Annotated in this window: 14 protein-coding genes; 2 read left to right on the forward strand and 12 right to left on the reverse strand. The window is 58.5% G+C overall.

The genetic code is table 11. From position 1 onward, the window contains the following. Positions 1 to 57: 57 nt before the first annotated feature. The 8 genes from dcuC to BBBR_RS07480 form a co-directional block, all read right to left on the reverse strand. Positions 58 to 1,488 (reverse strand): C4-dicarboxylate transporter DcuC, encoded by a 1,431-nt coding sequence (dcuC, locus tag BBBR_RS07445; RefSeq protein ID WP_003830216.1) that lies wholly within the window; start codon positions 1,486 to 1,488, stop codon positions 58 to 60. Between the two features lie 101 nt (positions 1,489 to 1,589). Further along, complete coding sequence (gene rihC, locus BBBR_RS07450; RefSeq protein WP_003830214.1) at positions 1,590 to 2,510, reverse strand: ribonucleoside hydrolase RihC; 921 nt, start codon at positions 2,508 to 2,510, stop codon at positions 1,590 to 1,592. Positions 2,511 to 2,574: 64 nt separating this feature from the next. After that, positions 2,575 to 3,036: a GNAT family N-acetyltransferase gene (locus BBBR_RS07455; protein WP_025299959.1), complete on the reverse strand. Its 462-nt coding sequence runs from the start codon at positions 3,034 to 3,036 to the stop codon at positions 2,575 to 2,577. A gap of 187 nt (positions 3,037 to 3,223) precedes the next feature. Continuing rightward, on the reverse strand, positions 3,224 to 4,249 hold the full coding sequence (locus tag BBBR_RS07460; RefSeq protein ID WP_003830211.1) for a LacI family DNA-binding transcriptional regulator: 1,026 nt from the start codon (positions 4,247 to 4,249) through the stop codon (positions 3,224 to 3,226). A 179-nt stretch (positions 4,250 to 4,428) separates the two neighbouring features. Beyond that, on the reverse strand, positions 4,429 to 6,444 hold the full coding sequence (locus tag BBBR_RS07465) for an ABC transporter ATP-binding protein (RefSeq protein ID WP_003830208.1): 2,016 nt from the start codon (positions 6,442 to 6,444) through the stop codon (positions 4,429 to 4,431). Further along, the gene (locus BBBR_RS07470; RefSeq protein ID WP_003830206.1) at positions 6,441 to 8,402 is read right to left on the reverse strand and encodes an ABC transporter ATP-binding protein; all 1,962 of its coding nucleotides are present in this window, start codon (positions 8,400 to 8,402) and stop codon (positions 6,441 to 6,443) included. Before BBBR_RS07470 ends, BBBR_RS07465 begins: the two co-directional genes overlap by 4 nt. After that, entirely contained in the window at positions 8,399 to 8,932 is a 534-nt protein-coding gene (locus BBBR_RS07475; protein WP_003830203.1) for a MarR family winged helix-turn-helix transcriptional regulator, read from the reverse strand. The genes BBBR_RS07470 and BBBR_RS07475 overlap by 4 nt, the downstream gene beginning before the upstream one ends. Positions 8,933 to 9,142: 210 nt before the next feature. Then, entirely contained in the window at positions 9,143 to 11,416 is a 2,274-nt protein-coding gene (locus BBBR_RS07480; RefSeq protein ID WP_003830202.1) for an exo-alpha-(1->6)-L-arabinopyranosidase, read from the reverse strand. 246 nt (positions 11,417 to 11,662) lie between these two features. Here BBBR_RS07480 and BBBR_RS07485 point away from each other — a divergent pair, with 246 nt between their 5' ends. Beyond that, the gene (locus BBBR_RS07485; RefSeq protein ID WP_003830200.1) at positions 11,663 to 12,250 is read left to right on the forward strand and encodes a TetR/AcrR family transcriptional regulator; all 588 of its coding nucleotides are present in this window, start codon (positions 11,663 to 11,665) and stop codon (positions 12,248 to 12,250) included. Positions 12,251 to 12,466: 216 nt separating this feature from the next. Here the strand turns inward: BBBR_RS07485 and BBBR_RS07490 are convergent, their stop codons facing one another. From BBBR_RS07490 to BBBR_RS07500, 3 genes are read right to left on the reverse strand one after another with little or no spacing between them, the layout of a single operon-like run. Then, a complete protein-coding gene (locus tag BBBR_RS07490; RefSeq protein ID WP_003830199.1) occupies positions 12,467 to 13,735 on the reverse strand; it encodes a glycoside hydrolase family 5 protein in 1,269 nt (422 codons plus the stop codon). A gap of 14 nt (positions 13,736 to 13,749) precedes the next feature. Further along, a complete protein-coding gene (locus BBBR_RS07495; protein WP_003830196.1) occupies positions 13,750 to 14,151 on the reverse strand; it encodes a nucleotidyltransferase substrate binding protein in 402 nt (133 codons plus the stop codon). Next, entirely contained in the window at positions 14,138 to 14,425 is a 288-nt protein-coding gene (locus tag BBBR_RS07500; RefSeq protein WP_016462486.1) for a nucleotidyltransferase family protein, read from the reverse strand. The genes BBBR_RS07495 and BBBR_RS07500 overlap by 14 nt, the downstream gene beginning before the upstream one ends. 180 nt (positions 14,426 to 14,605) lie before the next feature. Here BBBR_RS07500 and BBBR_RS10955 point away from each other — a divergent pair, with 180 nt between their 5' ends. Next, a complete protein-coding gene (locus BBBR_RS10955) occupies positions 14,606 to 14,857 on the forward strand; it encodes a hypothetical protein (protein ID WP_003830192.1) in 252 nt (83 codons plus the stop codon). Positions 14,858 to 14,862: 5 nt separating this feature from the next. On the opposite strand, the gene BBBR_RS07510 is transcribed toward BBBR_RS10955, so the two are convergent. Beyond that, positions 14,863 to 17,226 carry a glycoside hydrolase family 3 N-terminal domain-containing protein gene (locus BBBR_RS07510; protein ID WP_003830190.1) on the reverse strand — a complete coding sequence of 788 codons (2,364 nt, stop codon included), beginning with the start codon at positions 17,224 to 17,226 and terminating at the stop codon, positions 14,863 to 14,865. Positions 17,227 to 17,231 lie beyond the last annotated feature (5 nt).

Genomic DNA, 17,231 nt, shown 5'->3' on the forward strand with positions numbered 1-17,231 from the left:
GATTGATATGTTCTGCTGACGACTGACGCCTAGCGGATTGTGATGGTTATATCAGCATCACGCACCCATCGGCAGGAAGATTGCCATGGACAGGATGAACATGACGATTACGCCAGCGATCATCGGCACACTGGTACGGCGCACAATGTCGATTGGGCTCTTCTTGATGGAGCCGGCGACGATCATCACCACAGCGGAGACCGGCGAGACAGCGCGCAGCAGATTGCCAGCGAGACCCATCGGGATGGACACAGCGAGCACATTGATACTAGCAGCAGCGGCCAGCGGAACCATGAGCGGAACCATCGCGAAGAACAGTGCGGTACCGGAACCGGAGAGTAGCACGATGAGCGCAGTGAGGCCGACAAGGATAAGCGGCAGCACGAAGCCCATACCAGAGCCGGACAGGCCGGTCATTGCGTTCTGCAGTTCGGTGATCAGACCAATGGACTTAAGACCAACGACGAACACAGAAGCAGCGACCAACAGTGCCACAATCGGCATTGCGCCACCCATGCCCTTGAAGAAGGACTCGGTGCCAGCGAGGGTTTCCTTGCCCTTGCGAGTGCGGATGAGCTCGCAGATAATGGCGATCACGAAGGAGAGAATGGAAGCGAGTTCAACACTCAGGTCGATCTTTGCGCCGGTGGTGGAAGTGATGGCGAACACGATGAGAAGCATGATGATCGGCAGCAGCGGCAAAATCGCATACACAGTGCGGTAGAGAGCGCTACCTTCGACAGCCTTAACCTCAGCCAGGTCAACATCACCGTCGGTCAAATCCGAGCCAGCGCGCTTGTCCATGAACTTCTGCCAGAAGTAGTGTGCCAGTGCCATGACGAGCAAGGTCGGGATGGAAACGAGCACGTGATAACGGAAGACGTAATCGCTGGCGGTCAGGCCGGAGAACATGTCGGTCTTAGCGAGTTCAGCGGCGATGGCAACATTGTCGGAGCCAAGCGGGGTCGGCATAATCGTTGCAGTAGTGGCAATGACTGCAGCTGCGCTCAGCAGGCTCATACCAGCTTGGCGAAGCACCGGGTACAGCGTTGCCATAAGGATGATAGCCAGGTTGGAAGCACTCGGAATGACCAGAGACAACAGGTTGCCCAACAAGAAGGTAATCGGCACGAGGATATACGGGGACTTGATGTGCGCAATCGGCTTGGCGAGCACACTTACCGTGACTTCATTGGCTCCGATATGGGACATGTAGCCGGTGTAGCCACCAAGGATGAGGATGATGAAGCCAGCAGAAGTGAGCGTGCTCACGAACTGATCGCCTACAACCTTGAACGGATCAAGCCAAGTGACACCACTGGAAACGAAGTCGGTGAATGAGATGTCCTTGCCCATCAGCAATGCGATGTACATCAGCACAATGCCGATGAGGAACAGGGAAATCTTGATGTCCATTTTCTTCACGAGCATAAAGCCCACAATGCCAATCGCGGCAATTGCCACGAGGTACATAATCACCAGTTCCATCGGTCTGGTCCTTTCTTTGTTCTCTTATTCTCTGTTGTTGAATTCACGAATATTGATGCGCTCAGGGGCGCCGGTGTTAGCGGCGTCGAAGAGACAAGGGACTATGCACAATGGGCGATGCCGTCCATGAACCAGTCGCAGAATCGATCTGCGTGAACGCCGGTGGTGACGGTGGCATTCGGTTCGCGCTTAAGGTAGCCCTTAAGATCAACGACCGTACACCCTGCAGTGAGTTCGCCAGCGATTTCTACGTCCACAAATGCCTTAGTCATGTCGAATAGGTCAGGCTCCAGCAAGCATGCGACTGCGCAAGCGTCATACATTTTGAGACCGGTGCCGAAGCTGCGCTTGCGGTAGCGCTGGAACAGGTCATGAGCCATCAGACCGACCTTGCCCATATCCTTAAGCTGAGCGGTTTTCTCCGGCGGAATCACAGTTCCCAAGCCGGCGTCCAGTGTGGCCATAGTAATGTCAAGACCAGAAGTGAGCACAATCTTGGCGGCTTCAGGGTCAACGAAAATATTGAATTCGGCCATAACACCCTTGTTGCCGCGAGTGACCGAACCACCCATGAGCACAATGCGCTCAATACGCGACTTGACTTCCGGAAAAGTTTTTAGCAACAGTGCGATGTTGGTCAGCGGACCGATTGGCATGACGGTGACGGGTTCAGCAGAAGCCATGATCTCGTCGCGCATTGCTTCGACAGCATGCTTATCCAGCAGAAGTTCAGTTTTGGGCTCAGGGAAATCGAATCCCTCCATACCGGTTTTACCGTGGATATCGCTTGCATCATCAAGCTGACGGATCAGCGGTTCAGCAGCGCCACGAGCGACCGGTACGTCCTTACCGTAGTAGGCCATCAGCTTGAGCGCGTTCGTCGTTGTCGCTTCAATGCTGACATTGCCAGCAACCGTAGTAATCAGCCGCACGTCGAAGCGCGGGTTGAACACTGCCAGTGCGATGGCGACGGCGTCATCGATGCCGGGGTCAGTGTCGATAATCAGAGGGATCTGCTTCATTGCTTGTTCGGTTCCTTTCGTGGTGTGTTGATATACGTGTTATGCGTAGTGCTCGGCGAGCCGATTACTTGATTCCGCTTGTGGCGGTGGATTCAGCTGCGCTGAGCGGAACGGGATCAACGAATTGGACTAATCCGCTGCCATAACCCGGTGCCGGCCGGCGCAGGAACCCATGCTCTTCGTAGAACGATTCCTTGCCAGGTGTTGCCATCAGGCCAATGTACGCATGGTTGCAGCAGTGTTCTCGAATGCGTGTGATAAGTGCGCGCAGCACCGCCGTACCGACTCCATCCCCTTGGTATTGCGGTAATACCACGAGATCTTTGATGAAGAATGCGATACGTCCATCGCCGACCACACGACCAATTCCGGCCACCTGACCATCAACGTAGGCAACCACGGAATACAGCCCACCATCCAGCGCCATACGCGCGTCTTCGCGGTCGTAATGGTAGAAACCCACAGCGTCGCGAACGCTGACGTACAGTTCGGCTGTCAGCGCGTCTTGCTGAATCGATATGCACATTGCCCGCTCACCTCCTCTGTGAGTTTCCTCCAAACCGATCATCGTTGATCATCGCCATTGATAAAACGTTTAATCAACTAATGAAAATTATGATATAACCTTTTACCAATGTTGTCAACGATGTCGGCACGTCAGCACTGTTCAGCGCATAAGCCCAGCCTTCATACACCTGATAAACGCTGCAATATCAGGGAACACGCCACATAGGAGCCCCAACCGAATCACGCAGTACAAACGATGACGGGACATAGCGCGATTCACCACGACTGCAATCATTATTTATAATCATGTCGAGCAACATATCCACGCCCTGGCGACCCATATCCTCAGCTTGCTGCGAAATAATCGCGACTTGCGGAGTCAGCAGACGGAATACGGCAATGTCATCGAATGAAATCACTGACATTTCACTACCAATATCAATGCCGCGGTCATGCAGCAAACCAATCATCGTGATCATGTCAGGCGAGTAAGCGCAAATAATCGCCGTAACACCTGCTCTTACAAGTTCATTTAGTCCTGCTTCGCGCGAAACATATGTAGAATCACAGTCGACAACCGCCGCAGTTCCCTTCCCCAACTGCGTCACCTGTGCCACAGCAGAACGGAATGCCGCTTCACGCTCATTTATATTGGACGAGCCCAGTGACGAGTGTGACACAAATCCAATGTGACGATGCCCTAAGCGCACAAGTTCGGCAACAGCCTCGCAAACACCTGGGTATGGGTCGGACACTACGAATGGCACCGAATTTACTCCCGATACCAAACGATCCACGAACACCAGTGGTAGCTCGCGCGCGATAAGCGACTGCATACCAGGCGAATTGACACCTTGCGGCACCACGATTGCCCCGTCAATACGTTGCCCAAGCAGATTGTCAATAAACGCATCCTGGCGTTCCACTGTTTCTGCTGAAGTACCAATCAGCGTGGAATAGCCCTGGGCATACAACTCGTCTTCCATTGACGAGACTAAATCAGCGAAATACGGATTGCGCAAATCAGGAACCAGCAGGCCAACAGTCTTAGTATCCGACGAGCGCATGGAACGAGCACGTTGATCGGGCACATACCCCATTTCCTCAACAGTTTTCAGCACCAACTGTCGCGTATCACTAGAAAAGCGGCCTTTATTGTGAAGTATCTGGGAAACAGCAGCAGCCGATACACCGGCACGTTGAGCAACATCCTTCAACGTCACGAACGCCATAGTCCCCTCCTTGCGGCCGATACATCGTCAAAGCAACAATTCAAATGTACCCTTTTCACCGCCAATATTCGCAATCCTGCGCCAACACACGGCTCTCAACATAGAAAACCGCACCCCAACCACCGGATGAGAATTGCTTCAACCCGATAATCGAGGTGCGGTTTTTGCAGGCGTACCGACTACTCCAGCTCCACCGCGCCGGTGTACAGCTGGTAGTACTCGCCCTTCTGCGCGATCAGCTCGTCATGCGAGCCACGCTCGATGATGTTGCCATGGTCGAGCACCATGATCACATCGGAGTTGCGCACGGTGGACAGGCGGTGGGCGATGACGAAGACCGTACGGCCCTTCATCAGGTTATCCATACCAGCTTGCACAACCTCTTCAGTGCGCGTATCAATCGAGGACGTGGCCTCGTCAAGGATCAGCGCGGGCGGATCGGCCACCGCCGCACGGGCAATGGAAATCAGCTGGCGCTGGCCTTGGGACAGGCCGGAACCGTCGCCTTCCAGCACTGTGTCGTAGCCCTTGGGCAGCATGCGAATGAAGCTATCCGCATTAACCAGGCGAGCAGCCTCGATACATTCCTCATCGGTGGCGTTCAGGCGGCCGTAACGGATGTTGTCCATCACGGTGCCGGTGAACAGGTTCACGTCCTGCAGCACGATGCCCAAAGACCTGCGCAGGTCAGGCTTCTTGATGCCGGCCACGGAGATGCCGTCGTACAGAATCTGGCCTTCCTGAATGTCGTAGAACCGGTTGATCAGGTTGGTCACGGTGGTTTTGCCGGCACCGGTGGCGCCGACGAGCGCAATCTTCTGGCCGGGCTTGGCGAACCAGGTGATGTCGTGCAGCACCGGCTTATCCGGGTTGTAGCCGAAGGTCACGTTGGTGAAGCGCACATCGCCGCGCAGCAGGGTCAGTCGACCATCAGGCGAGGTAATCGCCTGCTCCTTGGCCTTCATCACCACTTCACGGGCCGAACCCTTGAGCTTTTCTGCGGCCTTCAGAGACCTCGTGCCATCGTCGCCGATTTCGCGCTTCCACGCCCAGTGACCGGTCTCATGGTCCACCTCGGTCATGGTGCGTCCGTCCTCGCCCAGTTCCACGTTGACGAGCGTCACAGTGCCCTTGTCTTCCTCGATGGGCTCATCCATCAGCTTGAAGATACGGGAAGCACCGGCGAGCGCCATCATCACCATGGTCAGCTGCTGGGAGACCTGGCCGATCGGGTTGATGAACGAACGGGACAGGGTCAGCAAGGAGACGAGCGTACCGAGGGTGAGCGGCTTGACACCAGTCAGACCGATGTCGTTGACGCCGGCCAGCGAGACGGCGGCGCCGATGATGGCGAGCAGGATGTACAGCAGGTAGCCCATGTTGCCGACGACCGGCATGGTGACGTTGCCCCATGTGTTCGCTTCGGCGGACGCCTCGAAGAGCTCCTCGTTCTTCTCGTCGAAGGTCTTCTGGGTGGCGTCTTCGTGGTTGAAGACCTTGATGACCTTCTGGCCGTTGACGGATTCCTCCACGAAGGCGTTCACGTCGCCGATCCACTGCTGCTGCTTGACGAAGTAGCGGCCGGAGCGGCTCACGATCTTGCGCACGATGAAGTAGAGCAGAACGGTGAACACGATTACGAACGCGGTGAATGGAATGGACAGCCACAGCATGGACAGCAGCGCCGCGGCCGCGGAGATAATCGAGGAGAACATCTGCGGGAACGACTGCGAGATGGCCTGGCGCAGCGTATCGGTGTCGTTGGTGTAGTGGCTCATGATGTCGCCGTGCTCGTGGCTGTCGAAGTAGCGGATCGGCAGCTTCTGCTGGTGGGCGAACATGTCGTCACGGATCTTCTTGAGCGTGCCCTGTTCGACGGTGATGATCAGCCACTGCCAAGCCCAGGATGCCACGATGCCGGCCACATACAGGCAGGCCATCAGACTGATGGCGCGCAGCAACGGAGCCCAGTCGGGGTTCGATTCCCCCACCATCGGCAGGATGTAAGTGTCAATCAGCGATTGGAGGAACAGCGCGGATCCGGCCTGCGCGGCGGCACCGACCAAAATGCACACCACGATGGCGATAACGCGCAATTTGTATTGGAAGATGTAGCCGAAGATGCGCTTGATGGTTCCGGGGTCGGCTTTGCCCATGGCGGGCTCGCGATTCTTGAAACTCTGGTCGTTGCTCATCGTGCTTCTCCTTCCTTGGTATCGGCTGCATTGGTATCAGCTGCGCTGGTATCGGCCGTGGGCATGGTCACCGTCACCGTCACGGTTTCGGCCGGCTCAGCGGCAGATGACTCAGTGGCAGCCTGTTCGGCAGCGGCCAATTCTTCGGTCTTAGCCTGGTTCTTGGTCTGGGATTCGTAAATGGAACGGTATTCATCGCAAGTGGTGAGCAGCTCCTCGTGCGTACCTGATGCCATGATGCGACCGGAATCCATCACCAGAATCATGTCGGATTCCTGCACGGAGGCCACGCGCTGGGCGATGATGATCTTCGTGGTGTCCGGAATCTCGTTGTGGAATGCGGCGCGGATCAGCTTGTCCGTCTTGGTGTCGACGGCGCTGGTCGAATCGTCGAGAATCAGAATCTTCGGCTTCTTCAGCAGTGCGCGGGCGATGCACAGGCGCTGGCGCTGTCCGCCGGACACATTGGTACCGCCCTGCTCGATGTACGTGTCGTACTTATCGGGGAATTCCTGAACGAATCCATCGGCCTGCGCGAGCTGCGCGGCATGGCGAATCTCTTCATCGGTGGCGTTCGGGTTGCCCCAGCGCAGGTTTTCGGCAATAGTGCCGGAGAACAGCACGTTCTTCTGCAACACCATGGCCACCTGATCGCGCAGCGCCTCAATGTCATAGTCGCGCACGTCCACGCCGCCGACCTTGAGCGAACCAGAGCTCACGTCGTAGAGTCGCGACACCAGCTGCACTAAAGACGACTTTGCCGAACCAGTACCGCCGACGATGCCGATGGTCATGCCGGAGCGAATCTTCAGGTTGATATCGTCCAACACGGGCTTTTCGGAACTGTCGGAGTAGCGGAAACTGACGTGGTCGAACTCGATGGAGCCATCGGCCATATCGGTCACCGGGTGAGCCGGGTTCTGCACCGTGCTTTCCTCCTGCAGCACCTGGCAGATTCGCTCGGCGGAAGCCTGGGAGATGATGACCATGACGAAGATCATGGACAGCATCATCATGGCCATAAGAATCTGCATGGCATAGGTGACCAGCGAAGTCAGCTCGCCGGTGGACAGGCCCAGCGCCGCATTATTGCCGGAAGCGACGATCTGCTGCGCGCCCATCCATGCGATGAGAATCATCGAGGCGTAGACGCACACCATCATGATCGGCATGTTGAAGCTCATGATGCGCTCAGCCTTGGTGAAGTCCTTGAAGATGCGCTGGGAGATGCGGCCGAACTTGGAGACCTCGAAGGATTCGCGGTTATAGGACTTGACCACGCGGATGCCCTGCAGGTTCTCGTCGACCACGTTGTTCAACGCATCGTAGGTGTGAAACACGCGCTCGAACACGGGGTGCACGAGCACGACCAGACCGCACAGGCCGATGGCCAGAATCGGGATGCAGGCCAGGAACACCATGGAAATCGACGGGGAGATACGGAACGAGAACAGCCAGGCTACGACCACCATGATCGGGGCACGCACGCCCAGACGAATGATCATCATGTAGGCGTTCTGCAGGTTCGTCACGTCGGTGGTCAGTCGGGTCACGATCGAACCGGTGGAGAACCGGTCGATGTTGGTGAAGCTGAAGCCCTGCACCTTCTCGAACTGGTCCTTGCGCAGGTTCTTGGCGAAGCCCGCGCCGGCCACGGCCGCGTACTTTCCGGACAAGAAGCCGGCACCCAGCGAAACCATCGCGCACACCAGCAGAATCACGCCGAACTTGACGGTGGCCGGCATGCTGCCACCGGTGATACCCTCATCGATCAGCGAAGCCATGATGGTCGGAATCAGGATTTCCAGAATACCTTCGACCGCCACGAACACCGGAGCCAGGATGCTGGCTTTCTTGTATTCACGAATCGAATGGCCCAGCGTGCGCAGTACATGTTTGGGCTTGTCCGGTTCGACGGCTTTGCGCGCCTGCGCGATTGCCTCTGCGGTATCACTCATTCGTTCTCCTCCTTCGTGTTAGCAACCTCCGCTCCGTCTTGATCGGGAGCCATCACCACAGGTGACTGAGGGAGTGTTTGATGTTCAAATTCATGTTGTGCGCGGTCGATGTTCGCGCGCATGCGACTGACGTAGTCACGTAGGGCTGCTTTCTCGCTTTCGGAAAAGCCATCAACCAACAGACGTTCGACGCGTTCGCCGTTCGCTTTGAGATCGGCGACGATGGCGTCCGCCTTATCGGTCAGGACGATACGCTTACAACGGGCATCATGCGCCACCGATTCGCGGGCAATAAGCCCTTTCTTTTCCATAAGCGCCAGCACGCGCGAAGCGGTGGAGCGGGTGATACAGAACTTCTGTTCGATGGTGTGCTGGTAGATTTCACGATTCCGGTTACGAGCCAGGAACATGATGATATGCGCGTTGCCGCCAGTGGTCTCCTTAGCGGAAAGCGGCATGCTCTCACCGAGATAGCGGTCGACGGCTTTGGTCACCGCACGCATCTCAATGCTGAGAATATGCTGATCCATTGTCCTCCGTACCATGCGAGGCCGTGCGCGTATGCGCCTTCACCCCACATTGTTGCATACGCAACAATTCATGATAAAGAGACCCATATACAACAGTTGCATATACAACAATCGGCGTGTTGCCTAGACAACGAATCCCACATATGCCCTATACACAAACTGGCTCCCTTCTCTGAATCTCAGAAAAGGGAGCCGGCAGTTTGCGTAGTATTACTTGCTCAGCTTGGCGTACTCGTCGAGCATGAAGGCGGTGATTTTCTTGCCGCCTTCGCCCAGCAGGGTGGGCAGCGAGTTGATGGGCATGGAGTTGAGGAACATGCGCATCATCGCATTATCCGGAAGCTTCGGCAGCTCGCCGGCCTCGCCGGCGGCGGCCACGGCGGCCACGATCTTGGCGCCGAACGGATCGGCCTCCCACTCGCCGTAGGTGGACCATTCGGTGAGCGGCTGGGTCTTGCCGTCGCCATCGAGGGCCACGGTCACGGTCTCCGCAATATCGCGCGAGCTGGTGCCAACTTCGATGGCGTATTCGCCAGACTCCACATGCCAGTCGTTATACTTTTCGGACCAGTAGGCGAACGCGCGCTCATCAAGGTCGATGGTCACGGTCTTGGACTCACCGGCCTTGAGGAACACCTTGGTGAAGCCCTTGAGCTCGTGCTTCGGGCGAGCCACGTCGGCCTTGCCCGGAGCCACATACACCTGCACGGTTTCGGCAGCGTCCACATCGGAGGTGTTGGTCACGGTGGCGGTCACGGTGGCGGTGTTCGCGCCGGTCTTGGCGACGGCGACACCGGTGATCTCGAACGTGGCGTAGCTCAGGCCGTAGCCGAACGGGTAGTCGACAGCCTTGCCGTAGGTGTCGTAGTAGCGGTAACCGACGAACACGCCCTCGCCGTAGTCGACGTGGCCTTCCTCGCCCGGCCAGTTCAGCATGCTCGGGTCATCGTTGATGTCCAGCGGAATCGACTGGGCGAGCTTGCCGGACGGGCTGACCTGGCCGAAAATCACATCGGCGAGCGCCGGGCCACCGGACTGGCCGAGCAACCAGGATTCGAGGATGCCCTTGGCGTTCTTGGCCCACGGGGCCACGGTGATCACGGAACCGTTGGACAGCACGACCACGACGTTCTTGTTTGCGGCGGCGACCTGTTCGAGTAGGGTGATCTGCTTGGCGGGCATGTCGAGGGTGTCGCGGTCGAAGCCCTCGGATTCCGCGGCTTCCGGCAAGCCCAGGAACATGAGGACAACGTCGGCGTTCTTGGCGGTTTCCACGGCTTCGGATTCGAGGGCCGGGTCGGCCGGTTCCAGATCGAGCGTGAAGCCGGGGGCGAAGTCGGCCTTGATGCCGCGCTCGGCGAGCGTGTCGAGGAAGCTGGTCATCTTGGCGGGGGTGATGTGGGAGGATCCGCCGCCCTGGTAGCGCGGGGTGCGGGCGAATTCGCCGATAACGGCGATCTTCTGGGGCGTGGCGGACGGATTGGCGACTGGACCGGCGTTCAGCGGCAGAATCGCATCATCGTTCTTGAGCATCACAATGGATTCAATAGCGGCCTGATGGGCGACTTCATCGTGGACGTCCACATCGAAACGGTAATTATCGATGCTCATTGCAGCGCGGGTCTTGTTTACCAAGTCAATCATGCCCTGAGCCATACGATCGAGCTGGGCGGGGGTGATTCGGCCGTCGCGGACGGCGTAGACAATTTGGTCGTCGGTGTAGCTCGGCGGCATCTCCAGATTCAGGCCTGCATTCAGGGAGGCCCCACGGTCATGATCGGCGCCCCAATCGGACATGACGATGCCCTCGAAGCCCCATTCGTCGCGCAGCACGTTGGTCAGCAGCCAGTGGTTCTGTGCGGAATGCACGCCGTTGATGCGGTTGTAGGAGCACATGATGGTCCACGGCTGAGCTTTCTTGACGATGTACTCGAAGGCCGGGAAGTAAATTTCGCGCAGGGCGCGCGGGCTGATGCGGGCATCGACGCGCAGACGGTCGGTTTCCTGATTGTTGGCGGCGAAGTGCTTGAGCGACGTGCCCACGCCCTTGGACTGCACGCCTTCAACAATGCCAATGGCTTCATGACCAGCCAAGTACGGGTCTTCGGACCAGTATTCGAAGCAGCGGCCACCGAGCGGGTTGCGCTTGATATTGACGCCGGGGCCAAGAATCACAGCCACCTTTTCTTGAATGCACTCCTCAGCCATCGCCTCACCAACCTTGTGAATGAGCTCAGGATTCCAAGAGCTGGACAAGCCGGCGGCCGGCGGGAAGCAGGTAGCGGGCACGGAGTCGTCAAGGTCGGTCTCACCGGTGCTGGAGGCCAGGGACTTCCTCAGACCGTGAGGACCGTCAGTGATCATGTAGCCTGGGATGCCTTTGGACTCCACGCCCTGCAGATGCCAGGCGTCGCCGCCGGAGGTGAGGGATGCCTTCTCTTCCAGGGTCAGATCCTTGACGGACGGGTAGGTGGACTCGCTCATGTTGCCTCTTTCCTTAGGTTGTGCGGTTGTTGTTGCGTTGTTTCGTTGTCGTGTTGTGTTCGTCGTTGTGTGTCGTTTCCGGCCCAGTAGGGTTGCTGTTGGTTTGGAACGTTGGCTGAGGTTCCTCCACGAACCTCAGTCGTCGCTTTTCTCGACCAACCGGTTGGTAGGTAGATTATCAAAATCTGTGTCACAACACACCGAAATCATTTGGAATCACTACTAACCGACCGTAAGGTTAACTGTATGAACGCCCCCTCCCCTACCGATACCGATCGTCGTACCACGATTCTCGACGCCGCCGTCGAATCGTTCGGCAAGCTCGGCTATTACGGCACGTCACTGCAACGCATCGCCACCGAAGTGGGGCTTACCAAGGCCGGAGTGCTGCATTACGTGGGCAGCAAGGAGGGACTGCTCGATCTGGCGCTGACCGAGGAATACGACCGGGTCACCGAATCGATCAATGCCGCGATGGTCGCCCAAGAGCGCCCGCTTATCGCGGATATGTGGCGTCAGGTGGTGGCGGTGAACAACAAGAGGCCCGCACTGGTGCACATGTTCTCCACACTGAGCGCCGAGGCACTTGACCCGACCCACCCCGCGCACGATTATTTCGCCGACCGCGAGCGCCGCACGGTCACCATGGCGCTCAACATCAACTGGGCCGTGCCGCAAGGCGTCAACGTCGAACATGTGCTGCAGGCCGGATTCTCGATGATGGACGGCCTTCAGCTGCGCTGGCTGCGCACCCCCGGCCAGGACCTCAACGCCATGTGGGCCGATTGTGAGGGCGTGCTGATGCCTTTGCCCCTGTGGGACGGGTATCGCTGAGCGTTACAGTTGCGATTCATACCCATCGCGTAAATGTGGCTGTAGCCGAGACTGCCGTTGTCCCGAGCGGCGCTAACTTGCCAAGCGCTGGCAGTTTGGCCTCACTCAGTACAAATAATCGCGCCAAGCTGCCAGTGTTTGGCAGGCTAGCGCCACAAAACCGCCATTCAACGGCGCCAAACTGCCACTCCTTGGCAGAATAGCACCGCACAGACGTCACTCTGCGGCGTCAACCTGCCAAGAACTGGCAGTTTGGCGCCGCAGATATTCCGTCAGTGTCGCCATCTTGCCAGAGCTTGGCAACTTAGCGCCGCCAAACATACCCTGAAGCCCCCAGGCCATCCAACCGGCGTGCCAAACGTGGGTGAGGTCCCATGGGTCGAGCCGTGACGTGTCGGATTGCGGGTCGATAGTGGGCAGGAAAGCGCGATTGCCGCGCAGTTGGTAGCTCCAGTAGATCTGCCCGGCAGATGCGCTCCACGCTTTGCGCTGCATGGCGGCGACCTCGCGATAGACGGCATTCCTCGCTGAAGGGGTTCGGTTCACCAGATTGTTGGCCACGCACCACTCCCCTACGATCACCGGCGTATAGCGCGCGGCCCGGCGGATGCAGCATTCGTTCCAGCGCACGAACAAGCGATACCAGCCCATCAGCCACCGATCCGGAATCAGACGGAACAGCGAGAATTGTTCGGCCGCAACCAGATAGATATGCGTATCGAGCATGACGCCCCGCATGCCCTCCCGCACAAACCAGTCCCGCCAACGGCCCAGTCGGAAGCCGTCATGGAACACGATGGCTTGGTTCTCGGCCAAAATCGGGCGCAACCGGCGATACGACTCACGGTAGAAACGCTTGAGGAACACCATTGGAATCGGCCCACTCCTCCGTGCTTCAAAGCTATCCTTTGCCTGCCTGCTCGATGACGACGTAGCATACGTCAACCAATCGATCGGCTCATTCAGCACCTCGATACCGAACAGCGCCGCGCGATCACGGTACCGTTTGGCCAAACGAGTCAGCACATCCAGCGCATAGGCGACCGCTCGCGGGCTATGATGCCAGCGCACCACGCCGGTGAGGCCGCCATTGTCGAATCCGTTCTGTGAGCCGGGCACCGTGTGCAGGTCGATAAGAATCTTGAGACCGGTACGCTCAGCCCAGTCGAACGCCCTGTCCAAGTACTCGATGCAGCCCGGATGACCGGACACATCCCCGAAGATAAAATACGGCACAGGAATACGCACCAGATTGCAGCCATGCGCGGCAATGTTCCGAAAATCAGCTTCAGTGATATACGTGTCGCGATGCCGCGTCAGCAGAGCCTCCAACTCAGCAGACTCCGTAGCCCGATGCAGCCAGATCTCGTCCGCTTCGCCGCTGGCGGCAAAAATCCCCGGCTTCATCCACTTTTCCAGTACCAGCCAGTTGCCGAGGTTCACCCCATTGATTTGTTCGCCAATGCCCAGCGTGCCCAGTGCCATTAATGTCACCCGCGCTAATCGTTCAATGCTTCGCCGTAACGAACGACCAACCCCTGATTCACACGCTCAAATTCGGGGATGTAATCAACGATGATGGCATCTACAAGACGCCGGGCGCGTTCCTCATCGTAGATATGAGCAGAATCATTGCGATCGCGCAGCATACGCAGCCACAACGATTCGTCCATGAAATCGTAATATTGGAAAGCGGTTTTGAGCACATCTCGCGGAGAACCGGAAGCGGAAACAGGGTCTCCCTCATAAGCCAGCAGCGCCTTGAACAGTTTCCAACCAAGCTCAAACTGCAACTCGAACTTGTCAATGATGCCGCTCTGGATGAAATCATTGCTGAGATCCTGTTCGGGAGCCTTGCGCAGCGACTTCAGTGCGGAAACGTAATTCTCATATTTTTTCATACAATACCTTTCCGCTACGCTCAATCTCCGCCCTCAGCGATGAAGAAATCGGCTCATCCAGATTAATGACATCAACTTTAAGCAGTGACCACAGATTGTCCTGAAGGTTCTGCTCCAAGCGATTGAAATCGGGGCAACCGGCCACGGCAAGATCGATATCGCTTTTAGGCCGGTTCACACCCTTTGCGCGAGAACCGAACAGCACGACCTTGCGAGCGCCGGCATCAGCGGCGAACGTACGAATCTGTTCGTACACGTGCTCAATAGGAACCATGACGCCTCCCGCCGTATGCAGAAAATCCCGGACCACCCGCGCTTCCATCATACGGCCGCGGCCCGCTCACCGCACGGAGCTCGAACCACCCGAACGCGGCGACGCAGTTGCGGGAGGCGGGCTGGCGCTGTAGGGTGTGCGGGAAGTTCCTGACGCCTTTTTTTCAGGAGGTGAATCCTCATGTTCACCACGTTTTCTCTGGCCGTTATTCTCGACTGCACCGTACGCATCGTGCTTGGCACGGCATTGGGCGCACTGATAGGGCTCGAACGCCAGTTGCGCGCCCGAAGTGCTCGGCGTGCGCTGGGATGTGGAGCACATCACCACGTCCGATTGACGCCGGCCGGCGGCGACGCAACAGCGCAACAAACCGAAAAGCGGGATGCGACATCGAGCCGCATCCCGCTTTGCCATTACCGAGCCGTTGCCTGACTCATCTACGCCACGGTGAACGTGGTGCGCTTCAAATCCTCACGGCGCGAGGAGTGGCCGATGAGCAGTTCGAATTCGCCGGGCTCGACGATGCGGTTGGCGTCCGGATCCACGATCGTGCAGTTCGCCACCGGGATCTCGAAGGCGACGGTCTTGGTCTCGCCGGGCTCCAGTGCGACGCGCTGGAACGCCTTCAATTCGCGGTCGGTCCAGCTGTAGGAGGTCACGATGTCGCCGATGTAGGCCTGCACGATCTCCACGCCGGCGCGCTCGCCGGTGTTGGTGAGGGTGATTTCGGCGCGTACAGTGTCGGTTTCGGCAAAGGTGCCGTCGGCATTGCTTGCGCCGCCCACGATGGTCGGTTCGCCGTATGCGAACGTCGTGTAGCTCAGGCCTTCGCCGAACGCGAACGCCGGATCCTGGGTGAGGTCGGCGTACCGGTCGCCGTGCTGGCCGCGGATCTGGTTGTAGTAGACCGGCAGCTGGCCCGCGTGGCGCGGGAAGGTGATCGGCAGTCGGCCCGACGGGTTGGTCAGACCCAGGATGATTTCGGCGATGGCCTGGCCGCCGCGCATGCCCGGGTTCGGCGCCCACAGGATGGAGCCGGTGCCGGTTTCAGGGTCGCTGACGCGCTTGGCGAACACGCCATACTCCCCCACGATGGAGGCGGGCAGCACCTGCGGCTTGGAGCTGATGAGCACGGTGACCATCGGCTTGCCGGTTTCGCGCGAGACGGCGGCGAGCGCGTCGAGCAGGGCGTTCTGGCCGCCGAGCAGTTCGAGCGTGGCGGTGGAGCAGGTTTCGCCGACCAGCTGGACCACGTCGCCGACCACGGCCACGATCAGATCGGACTGGCGGGCGTTGGCCACGGCCTCGTCGATCAGGGCCTGGTCCACGGCGGCGGAGACGCCGATCTTCGGGCGGGGCTGGCCGTCCGGGTAGAACTCGCCTGCGGGGTCGGGCACGAGGTCGATGACGTTCGCGCCGCGCGAGTAGACGACCTCGCAATCGTCGGCGGCGAGCTGGATCAGGCCGTCGAGCACGGTGGCGATCATATCGCGCGGCTGGCCGTCCGGCATCCAGGAAACCTGACCGGAGTTGCCGGTCCAGTCGCCGAGCTGGTTCTGGGCGTCGTCGGCGAGCGGACCTACCACGGCGATGCGCTTGGCCGTGTTCGCGGCGAACGGCAGGGTGCCGTCGTTGCGCAGCAGGGCGACGGATTCGCGGGCGAGTTCCAGGTTGATTTGCTGGTGTTCGGCCGAACCGATGACTGCCTTGATGCGTTCGGCGTCCGGCAGACGCGGGTCTTCGAACAAGCCGAGGCGGAATTTCAGAGCTAGGATGCGAGCTACTGCGTCATCAATCAGGGATTCGTCGAGCAGACCGGTTTTTACGGCTTCGATGGCACCCTCGTAGAACTGCGGGGTGGTCATGACCAGGTCGTTGCCGGCCTTGACCGCGTCTGCCGCGGCGTGCACGTAATCGGGTTTGACGTGCTGCTCCCATACCGAACGGCCGACGTTGTCCCAATCGGTGATCAGCGTGCCGTTGTACTTCCATGCGCCGCGCAGCTTGTCGGTCAGCAACCATTTGTTGAATGTGACCGGCACGCCTTCAATGGACTCGTAACCCAGCATGAACGTACCGCAACCTTCTTTGGCCACGCGCTCGAACGGCGGCAGGAACCAGGATTCGAGCTTGCGGTGGGAGAGGTCCGCTTCGGAGGCGTCGCGGCCGCCTTGGGTTTCGGAATAGCCGGCGAAATGTTTGGCGCAGGCCAGGATTGCGTTCTTTGGCAGTTCCTCACCGGCCTTGGCACCGCCTTGATAGCCCTTGACCATGGCGGAGGCGAGTTCGCCGATCAACATCGGGTCTTCGCCGAAAGTCTCATCCACACGCCCCCAACGGGTATCTCGGGCGATGCACAACACAGGAGAAAACGTCCAATGTACACCGGTACAAGAGACCTCCTCGGCGGTAGCACGGCCGGCGGCCTTGACCTTGTCCGGATCCCAGCTGACAGCCATGCCGAGCTGGGACGGGAAAATAGTGGCGCCCGGCCAGAAGGAGTATCCATGGATGCAGTCATCTCCGATAATCAACGGGATGCCCAGACGCGTCTTCTCATTGACGGTCTTGGCGGCACGAGATAAATCCTCGGGGCTGGTATGCAGAATGGATCCGACATGCTTATTCACGATGAGATCCTCAAGATCGCCGCCGCGGGCGTCAAGCTGCATCATCTGGCCGACCTTCTCTTCAAGTGTCATACGAGAGAGCAAGTCGGCGATTCGCTCACCAGCGGGCAAATCAGGATTCTTGTACGGTAAGGTTTCAGCAGTTGCGGCAGGCGTAGTGTTGTCGGTCATACGAA

This window comes from Bifidobacterium breve DSM 20213 = JCM 1192 (assembly GCF_001025175.1).
Taxonomy (GTDB): domain Bacteria; phylum Actinomycetota; class Actinomycetes; order Actinomycetales; family Bifidobacteriaceae; genus Bifidobacterium; species Bifidobacterium breve.

Excerpts from the sequence above, each read along its gene's own strand:
- BBBR_RS10955 (WP_003830192.1), top strand. The coding sequence starts at position 14,606 with ATGTTCACCACGTTTTCTCTGGCCGTTATTCTCGACTGCACCGTACGC.
- rihC (WP_003830214.1), bottom strand. The coding sequence starts at position 2,510 with ATGAAGCAGATCCCTCTGATTATCGACACTGACCCCGGCATCGATGAC.
- BBBR_RS07485 (WP_003830200.1), top strand. The coding sequence starts at position 11,663 with ATGAACGCCCCCTCCCCTACCGATACCGATCGTCGTACCACGATTCTC.
- BBBR_RS07475 (WP_003830203.1), bottom strand. The coding sequence starts at position 8,932 with ATGGATCAGCATATTCTCAGCATTGAGATGCGTGCGGTGACCAAAGCC.
- BBBR_RS07490 (WP_003830199.1), bottom strand. The coding sequence starts at position 13,735 with ATGGCACTGGGCACGCTGGGCATTGGCGAACAAATCAATGGGGTGAAC.
- BBBR_RS07460 (WP_003830211.1), bottom strand. The coding sequence starts at position 4,249 with ATGGCGTTCGTGACGTTGAAGGATGTTGCTCAACGTGCCGGTGTATCG.
- BBBR_RS07455 (WP_025299959.1), bottom strand. The coding sequence starts at position 3,036 with ATGTGCATATCGATTCAGCAAGACGCGCTGACAGCCGAACTGTACGTC.
- dcuC (WP_003830216.1), bottom strand. The coding sequence starts at position 1,488 with ATGGAACTGGTGATTATGTACCTCGTGGCAATTGCCGCGATTGGCATT.
- BBBR_RS07510 (WP_003830190.1), bottom strand. The coding sequence starts at position 17,226 with ATGACCGACAACACTACGCCTGCCGCAACTGCTGAAACCTTACCGTAC.
- BBBR_RS07495 (WP_003830196.1), bottom strand. The coding sequence starts at position 14,151 with ATGAAAAAATATGAGAATTACGTTTCCGCACTGAAGTCGCTGCGCAAG.
- BBBR_RS07500 (WP_016462486.1), bottom strand. The coding sequence starts at position 14,425 with ATGGTTCCTATTGAGCACGTGTACGAACAGATTCGTACGTTCGCCGCT.
- BBBR_RS07465 (WP_003830208.1), bottom strand. The coding sequence starts at position 6,444 with ATGAGCAACGACCAGAGTTTCAAGAATCGCGAGCCCGCCATGGGCAAA.
- BBBR_RS07480 (WP_003830202.1), bottom strand. The coding sequence starts at position 11,416 with ATGAGCGAGTCCACCTACCCGTCCGTCAAGGATCTGACCCTGGAAGAG.
- BBBR_RS07470 (WP_003830206.1), bottom strand. The coding sequence starts at position 8,402 with ATGAGTGATACCGCAGAGGCAATCGCGCAGGCGCGCAAAGCCGTCGAA.